The 16767-nt window shown below is 40.9% G+C and carries 16 protein-coding genes and 1 pseudogene; 4 read left to right on the forward strand and 13 right to left on the reverse strand.

Annotated elements, in window-relative coordinates:
- Positions 1 to 45 precede the first annotated feature (45 nt).
- Entirely contained in the window at positions 46 to 1821 is a 1776-nt protein-coding gene (locus HWQ39_RS01560; protein ID WP_292840584.1) for an ATP-binding protein, read from the reverse strand.
- Positions 1822 to 2353: 532 nt separating this feature from the next.
- Between HWQ39_RS01560 and HWQ39_RS01565 the strand changes: the two genes are divergently transcribed.
- Complete coding sequence (locus tag HWQ39_RS01565; RefSeq protein WP_292840587.1) at positions 2354 to 3280, forward strand: cobalamin-binding protein; 927 nt, start codon at positions 2354 to 2356, stop codon at positions 3278 to 3280.
- Between the two features lie 311 nt (positions 3281 to 3591).
- On the opposite strand, the gene HWQ39_RS01570 is transcribed toward HWQ39_RS01565, so the two are convergent.
- The 3 genes from HWQ39_RS01570 to HWQ39_RS01580 form a co-directional block, all read right to left on the reverse strand.
- Entirely contained in the window at positions 3592 to 3894 is a 303-nt protein-coding gene (locus tag HWQ39_RS01570) for a TMEM165/GDT1 family protein (protein ID WP_292840590.1), read from the reverse strand.
- A gap of 54 nt (positions 3895 to 3948) precedes the next feature.
- Complete coding sequence (locus tag HWQ39_RS01575) at positions 3949 to 4380, reverse strand: TMEM165/GDT1 family protein (protein ID WP_292840593.1); 432 nt, start codon at positions 4378 to 4380, stop codon at positions 3949 to 3951.
- 126 nt (positions 4381 to 4506) lie between these two features.
- On the reverse strand, positions 4507 to 4857 hold the full coding sequence (locus HWQ39_RS01580) for a YkgJ family cysteine cluster protein (RefSeq protein WP_292840596.1): 351 nt from the start codon (positions 4855 to 4857) through the stop codon (positions 4507 to 4509).
- Positions 4858 to 5122: 265 nt separating this feature from the next.
- On the opposite strand from HWQ39_RS01580, the gene HWQ39_RS01585 reads away from it, so the two are divergent.
- Positions 5123 to 5266 (forward strand): photosystem II reaction center protein Ycf12, encoded by a 144-nt coding sequence (locus tag HWQ39_RS01585; RefSeq protein ID WP_069068686.1) that lies wholly within the window; start codon positions 5123 to 5125, stop codon positions 5264 to 5266.
- Between the two features lie 57 nt (positions 5267 to 5323).
- Here the strand turns inward: HWQ39_RS01585 and HWQ39_RS01590 are convergent, their stop codons facing one another.
- On the reverse strand, positions 5324 to 7435 hold the full coding sequence (locus HWQ39_RS01590; protein WP_292840599.1) for a DHH family phosphoesterase: 2112 nt from the start codon (positions 7433 to 7435) through the stop codon (positions 5324 to 5326).
- A gap of 81 nt (positions 7436 to 7516) precedes the next feature.
- The gene (locus tag HWQ39_RS01595; RefSeq protein ID WP_292840602.1) at positions 7517 to 7942 is read right to left on the reverse strand and encodes a hypothetical protein; all 426 of its coding nucleotides are present in this window, start codon (positions 7940 to 7942) and stop codon (positions 7517 to 7519) included.
- A gap of 175 nt (positions 7943 to 8117) precedes the next feature.
- Between HWQ39_RS01595 and HWQ39_RS01600 the strand changes: the two genes are divergently transcribed.
- A complete protein-coding gene (locus tag HWQ39_RS01600; RefSeq protein WP_073645131.1) occupies positions 8118 to 8369 on the forward strand; it encodes a UPF0175 family protein in 252 nt (83 codons plus the stop codon).
- Entirely contained in the window at positions 8362 to 8856 is a 495-nt protein-coding gene (locus HWQ39_RS01605; protein ID WP_292840605.1) for a DUF3368 domain-containing protein, read from the forward strand. Before HWQ39_RS01600 ends, HWQ39_RS01605 begins: the two co-directional genes overlap by 8 nt.
- Before the next feature lie 193 nt (positions 8857 to 9049).
- Here the strand turns inward: HWQ39_RS01605 and pstB are convergent, their stop codons facing one another.
- From pstB to HWQ39_RS01640, 7 genes and pseudogenes are all read right to left on the reverse strand, one after another.
- A complete protein-coding gene (pstB, locus tag HWQ39_RS01610; RefSeq protein ID WP_292840608.1) occupies positions 9050 to 9877 on the reverse strand; it encodes a phosphate ABC transporter ATP-binding protein PstB in 828 nt (275 codons plus the stop codon).
- 51 nt (positions 9878 to 9928) lie between these two features.
- Positions 9929 to 10828: a phosphate ABC transporter permease PstA gene (gene pstA / locus HWQ39_RS01615; RefSeq protein ID WP_292840611.1), complete on the reverse strand. Its 900-nt coding sequence runs from the start codon at positions 10826 to 10828 to the stop codon at positions 9929 to 9931.
- A gap of 6 nt (positions 10829 to 10834) precedes the next feature.
- The gene (gene pstC / locus HWQ39_RS01620; RefSeq protein WP_292840614.1) at positions 10835 to 11776 is read right to left on the reverse strand and encodes a phosphate ABC transporter permease subunit PstC; all 942 of its coding nucleotides are present in this window, start codon (positions 11774 to 11776) and stop codon (positions 10835 to 10837) included.
- A 49-nt stretch (positions 11777 to 11825) separates the two neighbouring features.
- The gene (locus HWQ39_RS01625; RefSeq protein WP_292840617.1) at positions 11826 to 12827 is read right to left on the reverse strand and encodes a PstS family phosphate ABC transporter substrate-binding protein; all 1002 of its coding nucleotides are present in this window, start codon (positions 12825 to 12827) and stop codon (positions 11826 to 11828) included.
- A gap of 82 nt (positions 12828 to 12909) precedes the next feature.
- Positions 12910 to 14067, reverse strand: coding sequence for a sulfate ABC transporter substrate-binding protein (locus tag HWQ39_RS01630; RefSeq protein WP_292840621.1), 1158 nt, complete (start codon positions 14065 to 14067; stop codon positions 12910 to 12912).
- A gap of 371 nt (positions 14068 to 14438) precedes the next feature.
- Positions 14439 to 15068 (reverse strand): annotated as a pseudogene (locus tag HWQ39_RS01635) (restriction endonuclease subunit R).
- 147 nt (positions 15069 to 15215) lie between these two features.
- Complete coding sequence (locus HWQ39_RS01640; protein WP_292840624.1) at positions 15216 to 16469, reverse strand: exonuclease SbcCD subunit D; 1254 nt, start codon at positions 16467 to 16469, stop codon at positions 15216 to 15218.
- Between the last annotated feature and the right edge of the window lie 298 nt (positions 16470 to 16767).

Genomic DNA, 16767 nt, shown 5'->3' on the forward strand with positions numbered 1-16767 from the left:
GAAAAAATGTATTTTTATGACCAAGATAAAATTTGCTCCTTCATCTCACTCATCTCCCAGATGCGCTGAATTTGGTAAAAACAGAGTGAACTGACTACCCTTTCCTAGAGCTGATGTCACAGTAACATCTCCACCATGCAAACGCGCTAATTTGCGTGTTAATGCTAAACCTAAACCAGTGCCTTCATACTGCCGATTTAACCGACTATCAAGTTGTTTAAACGGTTCAAATAGAAATTGAAACTGACTTGAGTCTATACCAATTCCCGTATCTGAAATTGTAAACGTTATCCCTTGCGGTACTTTTTTGACTAGCAGTGATACTTGACCTGCTGGGGTGAATTTAATGGCATTAGTGAGCAGGTTGAGTAGCATTTGCTTGATACGCCGCTCATCAGCAATGCAAATATCCTCTTCTAAGTCAATTTTACAGGTAAGTTGCAATCCCTTTTCTAAGGCGCGATCGCGCACTGTCCAAATGGCATAATTACATAAATCGGACACTGGCAAAGGTGATAGCAATAGTTCCTCTTTACCTGCTTCTACCTTAGATAAATCGAGAATATCGTTAATCAGCTCTAACAGATGTTCGCCACTACTATATATAGAATTTACATATTCGTTCTGCTTTTCATTGAGAGAGCCAACTATTTCTTGTTGTAGCAACTGCGACAAACCCATAATCGTATTCAGAGGCGTTCGCAGTTCATGGCTCATGGTTGCTAAAAATTCACTTTTTGCCCGACTGGCGGCTTCTGCTGCTTCTTGAGAGGCACGTAGTTTCAACTCAGTTTGCTTACGTTCAGTAATATCCTCAATCATCGCTAAAAAAAACTCGGGTTCACCATTACTGCCTGGTATAACAGAAACAGAGATATGAGTCCAAACTAAGTTACCATTTTGATGCAAGCAGCGTCTTTCCATCTCAATGCGATGTGTTTGGACAAGCTGTTCCTGAGGTTTCGAGGCTTGAAAGCCGTCTCTCGAACTTCTCTTTAAATCTGTGCGAATTCCTGACATCAGTTGTTTGTAAAGTTTTAAATCCCCCCTTTCTATGGAAATGTAATCGGTAAAGGTCTTGCCGTATAGCTCTTCTCGGCTGTATCCTAAAATTCCACACAATGCTACATTAGCATCGACTATCTGCGCTTTCATATCTATAAGTCCAATGCCGATAGAGGAACGCTCAAAAATCGCCCTAAATTGCGCCTCACTTTGTCGCAGCGCTTCTTGTACGACATTTCGCTCGCTTGCTTCTATCGCCAGCGTCACAAAATCTGCAATCGAGCCGGCAAAAGTCTCTTCTTCCAAAGTCCATTGGCGACCATTACCTATGTGTTCATGACACACTACGCCTATCAAACGACCCTCTAGCCAAATTGGTGCATCTAGTAACGATGTAATGCCCATAACTGAAAGATAAGACTTAGATAATTCTTGAGTTCTGATATCGTTTATGGCATCATCTGCGGCTATGGTACGTTCCTCTTCTAAAGCCTGGAAATAAACTGGATAATTTGTTTTTAAAAGCGAGTTACCAGAGGTATGCTCCTTAGTCCTCACATCATACAAATCAATACACTCGATTTTGGAACGTTCTTCATTATATAACCATACGCTAACTCGCTCGACTAAGAGCGTCCCAGCAGTGGTTTCTGTGATTTCTCTCAAAACGGCATTGAGATTACCTTGCTGAAACGTCTTGCTTCTTGCTAGTTTTACCAGCGTTTGGCTTTGTTTTCGCCGACTATGCTCTTTGATTTTTAAAGCCTCTTGGGTATGGTTGTACTCTGTAATATCTTTCGCTGACACCACTTGCATTAGTTGCCCTCAAGAAGAAATAATGTTGCCTTGCAGTTCTACGCAGAAAGTAAAACTATCTTTGTATAACTACAACTACTTGATATGGTTTTTCATAACCGGAAAGTATAATTTTTCTAACCAAATTTTATGATTTTGGCTAACGAGTTCTAAGCTAGATTTTGCTGATTACTTCTGTTACTTCATACCAGTAATTTTTGCCAGGGGATAATTAGCATTGCAATGATCTTAAGTATCAAGTAATTCTACTATCAAGTAATTCCACTATCCAATGAAGATACTGTTAATTAGTATAATGTTTTGAACTTAGTTTTGAGGACTGAGAACTGGAAAAATCTTTGTTAATCCTTAATATTTGATACTAATTCTTAATATTTAATCCCTCATCTTCAGTCTCCAGTCCCCAATACCCAGTTAAAGTTATTGCTTAGTGCTGACTACTAAAACACCCTTGATTCTCCTAGAGAAAGATACCTAATGACTCAAATTTTGTCAAAATCAAGGTAACGGCAGCTTTTATGGAGGTGGAGCGATGACAGATAATAATGTAAGAATTGTTTCCCTGATTCCCGGTGGAACAGAGATTTTAGCAGCACTAGGGTTGGTTAATGCTATTGTGGGGCGATCGCACGAATGCGATTACCCTCCAGAAATTCACAATCGCCCCATTTGTACGCAAGCACGTTTAAACTCCAATGCCTCCAGCAGCCAGATTAACGATGAAGTGAACAAATTATTGCAATCTGCTCTTAGTATTTATGAAATCAAAACAGATGTTTTAGAGCAGTTGCAGCCTACCCACATTCTCACTCAAGACCAGTGCGATGTTTGTGCTGTCAGCTTACACGAAGTTGAAAAGGCAGTTGCCACACTCGTTGACAGTAAACCTCAGATTATTTCTTTACAACCCAATATTCTCCAGGATGTTTGGACTGATATTGAACGAGTCGGCAACATTTTTGGCGTAGACTCGGTAAAAGTCTTAGAAAATTTAGAAGCCCGCGTCAAAATTTGTCACCACAAAATCCAAGGACTTTCTTTACATGAACTCCCTACTGTAGTATGTATCGAGTGGATTGATCCTTTGATGGTCGCTGCGAATTGGATTCCTGAATTAGTTAACTTAGCAGGAGGACAGTCTCTATTTTGCGCTACAGGTCAGCCTTCTCCTGTCTTGCCGTGGGAAACTCTATTAACAACAAATCCAGATGTAATTGTTTTTATGCCTTGTGGTTTTGATTTAAATCGCACTCGCGAAGAAGCTCAGTTGTTAACTCAACGCCCAGAGTGGGGCAAACTACACGCGACTGAAACTGGTAGGGTCTACATCACTGATGGTAATTCATACTTCAATCGCCCAGGGCCACGACTGGTAGATTCTCTAGAAATTTTGGCAGAAATTTTGCATCCAGAAATTTTTCAATACGGCTACAAAGGAACTGGCTGGGAAACTTTGTGAGGAAGAATTCAGAACTCAGGAGTCAGAATTAGACATCTCCGAAAAAGAATGTAGAGACGTAGCAGTGCTACATCTCTACAAGGATTATGGGTAACGCATATTTAATTTCTGGAGATGTCTATTCAGTATGAATTCAAGTCTTTGGAGAATTCCAATCCTCCACAAAGAGTAATTCTGATTCCAATACAGTTCAGATAAGCCGAAAACACCTGTAGAGACGGGGATTTATCGCGTCTCGAAAACCCCAAATTGTTGCTAGTCGCCCTTAACCCAAGCGTATTGATTCTGATTCCTGGATTCTGAATTCTTCTTTAGGGTAATTGTTCAGAATCTACCGATGGTTCATTGTTAAATAACAGCAATCGTGCGGCAAGGATGGCAAATCCGACAGCCGCGATCGCTTTTAGAACGCGTGTAGGTAATAATTCGGCTACTGCACCCCCTGCTAACGATCCCAACAAGCTTGTCAACAGCAATGCGCCTGCTGCACCAAAAAACACTGCACGCGGAGAATTACAACGCCCTGAAAGTGCGATCGCTGCTAGCTGACTTTTATCACCCAATTCTGATAAAAAAACTGTAATAAAGCTTAGTCCTAAAAGATGCCAATCCATATAATTAAGGGGGAGATGAGGGAGCAGGGGGAGCAGGGGGAGAATAACTTCTAACTAACCTTGAAATACATCCCAAAACAGCATTAGGGAAATTACCAACAACATCACGCCTGCTGATTTTTCTACGGTTTTTGGGCTGAGTCGACTGGCTATCCAACTACCTAAAAGTACGCCTAATAAGCTGGTGCTGATCAGCGCCGCCGCCGAACCGATAAATACCACCCACGGCGAATGAGATTCTGCACTCATTAACAAAGTGGATAGCTGAGTTTTATCTCCAATTTCTGCTAGAAAAATAGTGATAAAAGTTGTACCAAAAACTACTAGCGCTGATTGCTGCTTTTGAGGACTATCGGCAACTACAGGATCAACTGATGGAGCGATCGCTCCATCAGTTAAGTTAAAATCATTGCTGTCTTTTAGTTCTAGCTCAACCTCAGACTGAGTTATGCCAGAAATGCCCAAAGGTGCAGAGTCAAGTTTCACAGGTAGTAGTTTTGGTTGCTAGGGTGCTTTCATATTTCTATCATATTCTCAGATTGTTGTAATAAATTGCAACTTCGCAGATAGAGGCAAAAAATTATTGGGTATCTTTACTTCCTTGCATACTACTTACAGCCCAACAGCTTGATTAAAGCGTAGTATTTCCAGACTGCGATCGCCATAAACTCCTTCTATTTGCTGGCGACAGCAGTCAATAGCAAAATCGTTGACTTCTTCTGGTTCAACCCCGTACATATCTTGAAACACTTCTGATTCCACACGACAGAACTGAGGACGACTTGAGTAGATGCGACATTCTCGCGTGGTATGGTCGAAATTAACGCACCATCCCCCTTCGCCTACCATGCTGAGGTAGAGTTCTAGTTCTGGTGGTGAGAGATACTCTTCTAAGTCTGGACGATCTGCTGGATCAAGATTACAGCAGGCTCCACATTGCTTTACACATTGCCAAGTTGACATTTTGGATTGGGGATTGGGGATTAGAGATTGGGGACTGGGGATTGGGGATTAGAGATTGGGGATTGGGGATTAGGGACAAGGAGAGAATAACTTATACCTAATTCCCAATGCCCCATTCCCAATCCCCTATTTTACGTTTTTATGTCTTTTCTTATAATTTTGTTAAGTAAATTAAATCTAACAACCCATAGCCAGATATGATCGATTGCGGGTTTTGTAATTAAGTTATTGAATTTTTTAAGGCAATTGAAAGGAGAAAGGAAAAATGTTTGATGCTGTGTCTGACTTGTTTAACGCTTTTACCAGTATCAATTGGGAAGTTATCTTCCAATTGCTGTCCGTGGCGCTAATTGTGATTGCTGGGCCAGCAGTAATCTTTGTGCTGGCATTTCGCAACGGCAACCTATAAGAGTGCTGAGTGCTGAGTGCTGAGTAGAAGAAAATTTTGGAATTTAAAACTGAGAACTCATAAATCAGCACTCAATACTGATAAAGCCTGAAGGGCAGCTTGGATAATATTGTCATACTGTGGTTGAGAGATATCAACTTCTTTGGCATTTTGACGATCAGTCCCCAGCAAACCAATTATATGTCCTGGCTGCATGGCTAAGACTTTCCCTTCAGAATTTTTAATTCTTAATTCTGCTTCAATACCGTTTTTATAGAAACCACAAGTATACTGTCGCTGGTTATATTCAAAGTTGGTGCTTGACTGAATAGGTGGCGAAGCAAAAAATTGTTGAAGCTGAATTGGCAACCTGACACCGATTAACTCTAGCTCGATGGTGGTGTTGCCGTTAAAGTAATTTTCTCGCAGTTTGTAAGCGATATCCACTCGCGATGGTAAGCGGAAATAGTCGCCCCAACGCCAGGCGATCGCTTTGATTTGATACTCCTGATTATCGATAGTTTGGGCAATTGTCAGTTTGATGTGACCCTTACCGACAATTTTTTGCTCAACCACTTGAACATTAGGTGTCCAAAAAACTGGATCGGGGTTGTCCATACCGCAAGGGTGCAGAGCATTAAGCTGTTGATAAAGCTGCTGATTGATCTGATTAAGGTTGACTTCGGCATCAATTTTGAGCAGAGGCTTGAGATGCCGGGGTTCAAGACACTGGTTAGCAAACTCAATCAAACGCGATCGCATCATCTGTAAATTCTCTGCTGGTAGAGAGAATCCCCCAGCTGCTTTGTGTCCACCAAATTTACCTAGTAAATCGTGACAATATTCCAAAGCTTCAAACACATGAAACTCTGGAATAGAGCGTGCAGAACCGCGTATATGTCCCTCATCCTCATAAGTCCCGATAAACACCGGAACGCCGTAGCGTTCTACCAAGCGGGAGGCGACAATCCCAATAACGCCATGATGCCAATTGGGTTGAACAACAATTAATACACGGTCTTTTTGTAGAGACGCAACAAATTCTGTCTCTACATAAGCGCTCGCTTCTTGTTCAATTTGCTGACACATCTCCTGGCGAGAAGCGTTGATTTGTTCGCACTGCATTGCTCTTTCCAGCGCCAACCCCATATCATCTGTAGTCAGCAATTCAATCACAGTCTGGGGATTACCAATCCGACCAATAGCATTAATGCGCGGCCCCAGACGAAACCCGATATCTTCAGGCTTGAGTGATTTTGGATTGGAGATTTTCTTCTCTGCTACCCTGCTCCCCTGCTCCCCTGCTTCCCCTGCTTTCTCATCTCCCCTCGCTTGCACTCCACCTACCTGAATTAACGCCTGTACACCAGCTAAGTTGGATTTGGGTAAATGCTGTAAACCACGTTTCACCCAACGGCGATTTACGCCAGTTAAGGGGGCTAAATCTGCGATCGTTCCCAGCGTAAATAGTGCTAGCATCGGCTGGATCAAACCCCTAGTCTCCCCTAACTGTTGTGCTAGAGACACTGCCAAGATGTAGGCAACACCAACACCAGCAACACCCCGATAAGGTGAGGATTCGGCTATTAGTTTGGGATTAAGAATAGCGTTAGCTGGTGGTAATTTTTGGGGGATATCATGGTGATCGGTGATAATAACTGCAAGACCAAGTTCTCTAGCCCTAGCAACTGGTTCAAACGCAGAGATGCCATTATCTACAGTCAGAATTAATCCCACACCTTCGCTGTGAAATTCTTCAACTATGCGTTTATTAATACCGTAGCCTTCGTGCATTCGGCTGGGAATAGCATAATCTACTTGTGCGCCTAAAGTGCGGAGACTACGTAAAAGTAGAGCAGTGCTGGTCATACCATCAGCATCATAATCACCACAAATAGCAATTTTTGTTTGAGAAGCGATCGCATTTTGCAACAACTCCAAACTAATTGCCAAATCTGGGAAATCTTCTAACGGCGAAGGTAAAACTAAAGACTCTGGATCTAAAAATGCTTGTACCTGTTCTGGTGTTTCCATACCCCGATTGATCAACAACTGGCTGATAATCGGTGAAAGATTTGTCAAAGCTGCCAGATTTTGGGCAAATTCTGGTTTTTGCGGATAAATTTGCCAGCGCTGATCGGGTAAGCGCCTGCGAGGCTTTGAAAGTTCAGATACAGGTCGGTCTAGCACAATAAAAGTTAGGAGTTTTCAGTTATGAGTGTTGAATTCAAATTTGCTTCTTAACTCATAACTAATAACATTATTTGCTACCTATAATACGTTTATTCTGCCATCATCCATAATATATAACGAGCGATCGCCTGGAGAGCGCCAAGTCGGACGGAGTTCGAGCCGCAATGTGCCAAAGTTGGGTTTTGAGACAATTGCTTGTAGTGATAAACCCTTTTCGCTCCAAAATATCAGAGATGTATTTGGTTCTGTACCCTCTAGTTGTTCTAGATTTAATTTCTGTCCTGGACTCAAGGATATTGCGTCAGTCCCAGAGGGTTTTTGAATTTTTATCAGGTTTGGTGTGCTATTTATAACTTCAACTCGGATGTGTTGCCCAGGTGTAAACTGAATTGGGTGCGACCCACACTTAGAGGCACAAGTTCGAGCTAATGTAGCACTAGGACTATTGATTGATCCTATTAAAACAGTAGCTGCAACTAAAGCAAATGACAGAGGCTTAAACATAATACACAGTATAAGTACTAATCTTAAATAAATATTACTTCAATTTCGGACTATTAAGCCTCAGCATATTTTCCAGAATTAAGCTAATGCAAAGCAACATCAGCCCATCACAAAGTTGGACTGCTGTAAGCCATAATCAAGACAGAATTAGGAATCAGGAACACAGAAGTGAATCATGCACATCCTATCCCTTCATTATCCCGATGACTTACTTATTACCTCCGGTAAATCACCCCAAGCGTTAGAAGCAGAACTCACATTTTTGCTCGCAGTTAAACTATTTGAGCTACGCCGATTATCGCTTGGTAAAGCCGCCGCCTTTTGCAGCATGAACAAACCGCAGTTCATGTACGAACTAGGACGTTTGCAAATCCCGGTTATCAACTTAGATGATGACCAAATCGCCGACGAATTGCGCGATGATTAACTCTGTCATCGTTGCCGATAGCAGCCCCCTCATTTCCTTGGCAATTATCGCGCACCTGGAACTTTTACCCCAACTTTATCAGCGAATATTAGTTCCCACAGCCGTATGGGATGAAGTAACAATCCAAGGTATAGGTTTACCTGGCGCACAAGCCGTCAGTCAGTTAACTTGGTTGGAAATTCAAGCCCCTGAAGCCCTGATATTAGAACCATTATCAATCCTAGTTGATCGTGGAGAAGCTGAAGCTATTGCCTTGGCTCAGTCCACTCCAGATAGTACGGTACTTTTGGATGATGCTCAAGCACGAAGGGTTGCAGAACGCTTAGGAATTCGCCGGATAGGTACTCTTGGCATTTTGCGTAAGGCGAAAAAAGCAGGCTTGATTGTTGAACTTAAAGTATATATTGAGCAGTTACGCACCAATGGAATTTATATCCGACCTAGCCTCATTGATGCAGTGCTACGGGATGTCGGAGAAATAGACTAATCGAAGATTCAGATAAAACTCAAACAAAATTTTTTGAGTGTTATGCAGCATAGGGTCACTCTCCTACGTATTATAGATTGAGTCTGTAGTACCGCTATTTTAGTGAGTCTGGTATCACAAAACAAAACCCTGTACAAAGTTTTACCTTATTGTACAAGGTTGTCTATTATCCTAAATACTTAAGACAAGCTCTTTAACCGAAGCGTCCACTGATATAATCTTCAGCTTCTTTAGTTTGAGGAGAACTGAACATTTGCGCTGTCGGATTAAACTCAACTAATTTGCCGCGACGTTTGCCATGTTCGTCAATTTCTGTATTGAAGAAAGCCGTGAAATCTGCCACTCTAGAAGCTTGCTGCATATTGTGTGTCACCATGATGATGGTGTATTGCTCCTTGAGTTGTAAGCAGAGTTCTTCTACTTGGCGGCTAGAAATTGGGTCAAGAGCAGAACATGGTTCATCCATCAATAATACATCTGGCTTCATCGCGATCGCACGAGCAATGCAAAGCCGTTGCTGTTGTCCGCCAGATAATGCAGTACCTTTCTCTTTGAGTTTGTCTTTGACTTCATCCCAAATGGCAGCGCGTCTGAGGGAATCTTCCACCAATTCATCAACGTTACCTTTAAAACCGTTAGCACGGGGCCCAAAGGAAATATTTTCGTAGATTGACTTCGGGAAAGGATTCGGTCTTTGAAAAACCATTCCGACTTGGCGGCGTAATTTGACAGAATTGATCTTAGGATCGTAAATATTGCGATCGCGATAATTCAGTCTACCCTCAACCTTTGCTCCAGGGATTAAATCATTCATCCGATTGAAGCAACGCAGTAAGGTACTTTTACCACATCCTGAAGGCCCAATAAAAGCAATAATTTGTTTATCAGGAATCTTTATATAGACATCTAAAAGTGCTAGAAATCCATTGTAATAGACCTTTACACCTTCAACATTGAAGACGCTATTATCTTGATCTATCGTGGCACTATCTGATTGACTTCTACTATTGCTATAAGTCATTTGGTTGAACTCCTAATATCTGTGAATCTATCCAATTAGATATTTAATTACCTAACTTATTGAGAAGCGTTGCCGGATATAAATTGCTACACCATTTAGAACTAAAATCAAGAGTAACAACGCAATAATTGTGGCTGCTGCTGCACTAGCAAAACCCGGTTCAGGACGAGTGATGTAACTGTAAATTTGAATGGGTAATGCCATAAATCTCTGAAACAAACCAGGGTTAAAGGTGAGAAAACCCACAGCACCTACAACAATCAGAGAAGCTGCATCACCTATAGCGCGGGATACAGAGATAATCACCCCCGTCAAAATACCGGGAACAGCGTATGGTATGACATGATTGCTGATAGTTCGCCATTTTGTGACACCTAATCCGTAAGAAGCATTTCTCAACGAATCTGGGACAGCGCGAATTGCTTCTCTAGATGTCACAATAATTACTGGTAAAGACAACAAGGATAAAGTCAATGCACCGGAAATCAAAGCGGGGCCAAACCCAAGCAAATAATTGAAAACCCCTAAACCCAGCAATCCATAGACAATAGAAGGTACACCCGCCAGATTACTGATATTAATCTCAATAATCGCTGTCCACCAAGCTTTAGGTGCATACTCTTCTAGATATAAAGCTGCCCCGACACCAATAGGGACAGTAACGAAAATCACAACCAACCCTAAAAGAATGCTGCTGATAATTGCAGGGCGAATGCCACCTTGGTCAGGAAAACGAGAAGGAGTTTCCGTGAGAAAGCCGGGTGACAAAAATCTGCCTAATCCGTCTTTCAAAATATCAAAAAGTAGCAACGCTAGGACAAATAAACCAATCAGCAATCCTAACAAAAAAAGTACTTCAAATACTTTACCTAATGTCTCTCTACTTTCAACATTATCGGTAAATTCTGCCGCAGAATCTAGAGAATCATCTTGTTGATAACTTGTAGCCATATTTATTTAGTCGTATTTTTCTTTAAAGCGATTAGCAATCCAGAAACTAACAATATTCAAAGCAAGGGTAAGTAGAAACAGAACAGCGCCTACAGCATATAATGTCTTGAAATTAAGACTACCACGCGGACTATCTCCACCAGAAATTTGTGCCATGTAGGCTGTCATTGTTTCTACTGATTCCGCAAAGTTGATAGTTATTCTTGGTTGCTGTCCGGCGGCGATGAGGACAGTCATTGTTTCACCCACAGCTCGAGAAATACCCAAAATAATCGAGGCGATGATTCCAGAAAGTGCGGCTGGTAGAACTACTTTAAAAATGGTTTCTAGTTTAGTGATACCTAAAGCGTAAGATCCTTCTCGCAAAGAACGTGGAACTGCTCGGATGGCATCTAAGCTAATAGAACCAACGGTAGGAGTAATCATTATCCCCATCATTAATCCCGCACTCAAAGCGTTGAATATTTCCAGAGGGATAACATTTCGCAGTAATGGTGTTAGGAACAACAGGGCAAAGTAACCATATACTACTGTAGGTACTCCCGCCAAAAGTTCCACTGCTGGACGTAAAATAGCTGCTACTTTGGGTTGAGCATACTCACTTAAATAAATCGCAGAAGATAAACCTAGAGGAATAGCAACCGCCATTGCAATAGCTGTAGTTAAAAAAGTGCCATTAATTAAAGGCCAAATGCCAAAATGTTTCTCTGCAAATAGAGGTGTCCATTTAGTATCAAGAAAGAATTGGGCAAAGGAGACTTCTTGGAAAAAACCGAATGTCTCTTGAAAGATAATTACGACAATACCAAAAGTAGTCAAAACCGAAACTAAAGCACAAGCAAATAGAATTACCGCAACAATCTTTTCGGAAATGTCTTCAGATGGATTTTTATCGAGTGATTCTCTGGATTGTAGATAAAGACCATCTTGAGAATTAGTATTTTGCATAAACAATTAACTTCTCACTAAAATTAAACTACTATGCCTGAGACTTTATTCAAATAAAGTTTGTAATTGGTTCACCTGGTTTTGCTTTTTTGAACTTTGTCCCCGTTTCTCCAGTAGCAAATTTTTGTTTGACTTTGAGGTAAGCTTCATCAGGTAATGCTACATAACCTACACTATCTACCCACTTCCAAGAATTTTCTAGATAAAAATCTACAAATTCCTTGACTGCTGGCTTAGTATCTAAAGATTTTTTGCTGACATAGATGAAGAGAGGACGAGACAAAGGTGTATAGATATTTTTAATCACATTATCAACTGGAACTGGTTTTTCACACTTTCCAGTAAGACTTTCTACAGCGACTAGATTCAATTTCTCTTGATTTTGAATGTAGTAAGATATCCCAACATAACCCAAGGCTGTTTCATCACCTGACACTCCTTGTACGAGAAGGTTTTGATTCTGAGTGGCAGTGTAGTCTGTACGGCCATTCTTGGCTTTGCCAGTCACAGCTTGAGTCATATAATCGAATGTTCCCGTATCAGAAGATGGAGCATATAGCTTCAGCTTTTCGTTAGGAAACTTGGGATTAACTTGATTCCATGCCAAGATTTTGCCGTCTGATTTGCCGCCCCAAATCTTGCCCAGTTCCTTAATAGTTAGACATTTGACAAAGTTATTTTTACGGTTGGCAATCACGGCGATGCCATCTAAAGCTACAGGCAATTCGACAAATTGAATATTCTTACTTTGACATTTTTTGATTTCTTCATCTCTAATGGTACGAGAAGCACCAGCTATATCAATATCGCCATTACAAAATTTACTGAAACCACCACCAGTACCACTTGAGGCAACGCTTACTTTAGCTTCAGGTTTGACTTTACCGTATTCTTCTGCAACTGCTAAAGAAATCGGAAAACCTACAGCTGCACCGTCAATGCTCACCTGACTTTTCTTTTCCTCATTACCGCTACAGGCAGTGATACTGCTGGCAAGAATCATTAAAAATGTCAGGAATAAACTATCCTTGAATAGGCTACGAAAGCTCATAAAATTATCAATTTTAAAATGACTGCGAATTGATTATGCTTGGCTATCTGCAATTAGAGAATGCTGCATGAAAAAATAAATATCATGCTTTGTTTGCAGCTTGCACTTTGTCAAAAATTGCTCCATCTCCAAAAAACTTTTTCTGGATAATATCCCAGCCACCTAAATCTTGAGATGTGAATAAAGTTTCAATTGGTGGATGTTGTGATGCTACTTCTTGGCTAACGGTGGGGTTAACAGGACGATATTGTAATTTTGCGAATTCCTGTTGGGCTTCTGTGGAGTAAAGAAAATCAACAAAGGCTTGTGCAACTTCTCTTGTACTGTGTTTCTCGACGTTTTTATCAACTACCGCTACAGGATTATCAATAGAAATATTGACTTGAGGTACAACATAAGGCAACTTTGTCCCATTTTTACCTGCCAAAATCACCTCATTTTCGTAGTTAATTAAAACATCTCCCTGACCTTTTTGGAAAAATAAATCGCTTGCTTCACGGGCATCTTTTGTCAGAACAGGGGTGTTTTTATAAACTTTAGTGACATAATTTAATGCTGTGGCTTCGTCGCCTCCCGTTAGACTCACCGAACCCCAAAAAGCTAAGAATTCCCAGATAGCAATACCAGAAGTTTTTGGGTTAGCTGCAATCACTTTCACGCCATCTTTTGCCAAGTCTGCCCAAGTATTGATACCTTTTGGATTGCCTTCGCGGGTGACGATCGCAGCAACCGATTTGCTAACAATACCATTTCTGGGAGCTTTGGTTTCCCAACCTGATTTAATCAAACCTGCTTGTTGAATCTTGCTGACATCGAGAGGAAGTGCCAAGTGTACTATATCTGCTTCTTGCGAACCGTTAATGACAGCAGCCGCTTGAGCGCCAGAACCTCCATAACTTTGTTCAAAAGTGACGTTTTGGTTATGTTCTTGCTTCCACTTTTGGATAAATTTGGGAATTATCTGGTCATGTGCAGCTTTGGTTACAGAGAAAGATACGAGTTTTAGCTTAACATCATTTTTGCTAGCTGAACTGCTTCCAGAACAGGAGGCAACTGCTATACTCAAAAAAATACTTGTTAAAAACAGACTCACAAAGCTTTGTACACTGCGTCCATTCAACCAACTTTTAATTGCATGTTGATACCGGAATTGTATACTCTGCAAAGCTTTTATGACATAAGCCTGTATCCCTTCACTTAGAAATTTACTTAATTGTGTCGGTTGTTGCGACTTGCTCATTAGAATCACCCCTAAATCTACGGTATTTCTACATGCATACCGTGATTAAAAGAATTATAGGGTATATAGAATAATATTTATCATCTGGATTAGATTTTTTTACTAGGTGAGCAATTTATCATCAAAAGTCTGATTTACCAAGGAATTTCAAGAAACGGGTTTTTTCTGCTGGAAAGCGAAATAATTTGATTGCATCTATACATAATATTTCCTAAGAAATATGTGATGATTAATACAAAATAGTAGTATAAACTCGAATTTTTTAGCCAAAAAAGCTTTTTTTTGAAACAAAGTAGCTGCACTACAGCATCTTGAGTATCATAATTTTGCGATCGCACATCCTAGTAAAATATATAATCAGGCGATAAAATTTAAGCACCCACCAACTGAGTCAGGCGTTTCAATATACGTAGCACGTCGTACAATTGATTTCCAGGGTTACGCATCAAAAAACCATTTGATAAAGCATAACGTGGTGGATTTGCTTTCACTAATTTGACGAAAATAAACTTGCTTCCCGTGGCAATCATACCAAAACTAGGTTTATCGTTATCCCAATTTCCTAACAGATAAGCAAGAATTTGTGCGAGTCCTTGTTCGACTGAAAACGAACCTTTTTTAGACTCAACAATCATCACCCAAAATTGCTCTTTTAAAACTAAGGTATCTATTCTACCTTTGATAATTACATCTTCATCTGGCACAGCAATATCTATAGATTCTTCTGATTTTACATAAAACGGAGCCAGATAAAAATCCCTAATAAAAAGCAATGGGTCTATAACTGCCATTCTGACTACATCTTTTAGTAAAGGTGGGTAATTAAGAAGATTAAAATAACCCATTTTTACCTTATCTAAAAGTTGTTTATCTAAATCATTTATTTATGGTAAATCTTCTTGCCATTCCCGGAAGAATGAGCCATCCAAAACTAACTCAATACCAAAGTTATCGATTAAATAGCGTAAGTCGATGGCCTTTGCTTGCATTGTTTGCGTCATATATTTTGGAGAGTGGAAAATAGGCCTTACACAAAATACCTCTAAAACTCTGATTTCTCCGTGCCCTCTGCGCCTCTGCGGTAGCCTGCGGCAAGCCGAAGCGTCTACGTTATTCCATAATAATTGCTAATTACAAATTATTTCAAACTACTCACTAGTTGCTGCTTCTAGCCAAACTTCCACATCATCTGCTAGCAACTTCTGTGCTGCATCCATCATTGATGCTGCGATGTCTTTGAGGTCTTCGCGATTATTCAAGTAAGTTTTCAATGCTTCCATTGGGTCGATGCTACTACTCGCACTCAATTCAGGAATGCGGGGCCTGGCTAATTGACTGACTAATTCTGCTTGAATGGTGTAGGTATGAGCGGCACTTAAAGCAGTATGTAGAGAGGAACTGTCAATTAAATCCATCTGTTCAGAGCGGAGTTTGTAAATTAGCCGCACTACAGCATCTTGAATATCATACTTGGCGATCGCTTTCATTAACACCGCCTGCGGATCGTCTGCTTTTGAGATATCCACCTCAATGGTTTGGAAAGTCCGAACTGTTAAGGGGCAAAATTCCCACTCAGCGCTTCCCCGCTCCAGTTCCAGCATTACATAGCCTTTGTCTTCTTTTTCTTCGCTAAAATCTACCCGCTCAATACTCCCTGGATAAATCACCGGCGGGTTGTTGGATTTATTTAGATTTTGATGGCGGTGGACGTGTCCTAACGCTACATAGTCAAAACAAGGTCGCGTCAGCAAAGATAGGGGTAGAGTAAAGCCTTTACCAACTGCCAAAAAGCGTTCTGCGCCCAAGGTTGCATTATCAGCCATCAAGTGAGCTAAAAGGATAGTAGGTACATCGGGGTCAAGACGGCGGACTTCCCCTTCTAAAACAACTCGCAGACGTTCTGTTAATAGTTGGTTGACTTCCGCCAAAGATAAACCTTCAGTCTCTTGGCGAGTCATTAAGGTAGAACGAGTCAGCCAAGGCAGAGTAATTACTTGCACTTTGCCATTACGGGTTCCGATGCAGTGAGTAGTTAATGTATCACCAACAACAAACCCTGGCACTCCCAACGTGCGATAAATATTTAAACTCGCCCCTCCCTGTCCTTGGGAATGTTGGTCGTGGTTGCCTACCAACAGCACTGTCGGAATATTGGCATCCATGAGACGGCGAAACTGGCTGGCAAAAGCTTGTTGTACATAAGGCGGTGGTGTTGCATCCGGGAAAGCATCGCCACCAAATATCACCATATCAACGGTATCTGTCAGCGCTCGGTCAATACATATAGACAATGTATTGACAAAATCCTCCAATCGTGTGTTTAATCCAGTCGAAGGATTAATTCGTCCGTGGGAGAAGCCGCTTCCCATGTGGATGTCGGAGAGATGGAGGATTTTAATCATATTTGTCTTTTGTTCTTTGTCTACATATTAATGACAAATAGCTATTGAGAACTGTTTAAATGTCTCAAACTTACCAATGACTCGTCAATATTCTACGTTTTTCCCTTGGGCTTATTGTATTTTTTACCACTTCAGTCTTAGAAAATTGTACAAAAAGATGTACTCTCCCCAAAAAATTACTTAGAATCCCCATTCTGCACCCCCAACTGTCAAAATCAGTTTTTTCAGATTTTTAACCTAGTGAAATGTTGTATTTAATACGAAAAACCTCAAATCAGGATTGCGATCGCACATTGTC

The organism is Nostoc sp. NMS8 (assembly GCF_017115045.1).
Taxonomy (GTDB): Bacteria; Cyanobacteriota; Cyanobacteriia; order Cyanobacteriales; family Nostocaceae; genus Nostoc.

Bases quoted from the DNA above. Each gene is read 5' to 3' on its own strand.
- HWQ39_RS01560 (WP_292840584.1), bottom strand. From the start codon at position 1,821: ATGCAAGTGGTGTCAGCGAAAGATATTACAGAGTACAACCATACCCAA.
- HWQ39_RS01565 (WP_292840587.1), top strand. From the start codon at position 2,354: ATGACAGATAATAATGTAAGAATTGTTTCCCTGATTCCCGGTGGAACA.
- HWQ39_RS01595 (WP_292840602.1), bottom strand. From the start codon at position 7,942: ATGTTTAAGCCTCTGTCATTTGCTTTAGTTGCAGCTACTGTTTTAATA.
- HWQ39_RS01640 (WP_292840624.1), bottom strand. From the start codon at position 16,469: ATGATTAAAATCCTCCATCTCTCCGACATCCACATGGGAAGCGGCTTC.
- HWQ39_RS01600 (WP_073645131.1), top strand. From the start codon at position 8,118: ATGCACATCCTATCCCTTCATTATCCCGATGACTTACTTATTACCTCC.
- HWQ39_RS01580 (WP_292840596.1), bottom strand. From the start codon at position 4,857: ATGTCAACTTGGCAATGTGTAAAGCAATGTGGAGCCTGCTGTAATCTT.
- pstA (WP_292840611.1), bottom strand. From the start codon at position 10,828: ATGGCTACAAGTTATCAACAAGATGATTCTCTAGATTCTGCGGCAGAA.
- HWQ39_RS01630 (WP_292840621.1), bottom strand. From the start codon at position 14,067: ATGAGCAAGTCGCAACAACCGACACAATTAAGTAAATTTCTAAGTGAA.
- HWQ39_RS01605 (WP_292840605.1), top strand. From the start codon at position 8,362: ATGATTAACTCTGTCATCGTTGCCGATAGCAGCCCCCTCATTTCCTTG.
- HWQ39_RS01625 (WP_292840617.1), bottom strand. From the start codon at position 12,827: ATGAGCTTTCGTAGCCTATTCAAGGATAGTTTATTCCTGACATTTTTA.
- pstC (WP_292840614.1), bottom strand. From the start codon at position 11,776: ATGCAAAATACTAATTCTCAAGATGGTCTTTATCTACAATCCAGAGAA.
- pstB (WP_292840608.1), bottom strand. From the start codon at position 9,877: ATGACTTATAGCAATAGTAGAAGTCAATCAGATAGTGCCACGATAGAT.
- HWQ39_RS01570 (WP_292840590.1), bottom strand. From the start codon at position 3,894: ATGGATTGGCATCTTTTAGGACTAAGCTTTATTACAGTTTTTTTATCA.
- HWQ39_RS01585 (WP_069068686.1), top strand. From the start codon at position 5,123: ATGTTTGATGCTGTGTCTGACTTGTTTAACGCTTTTACCAGTATCAAT.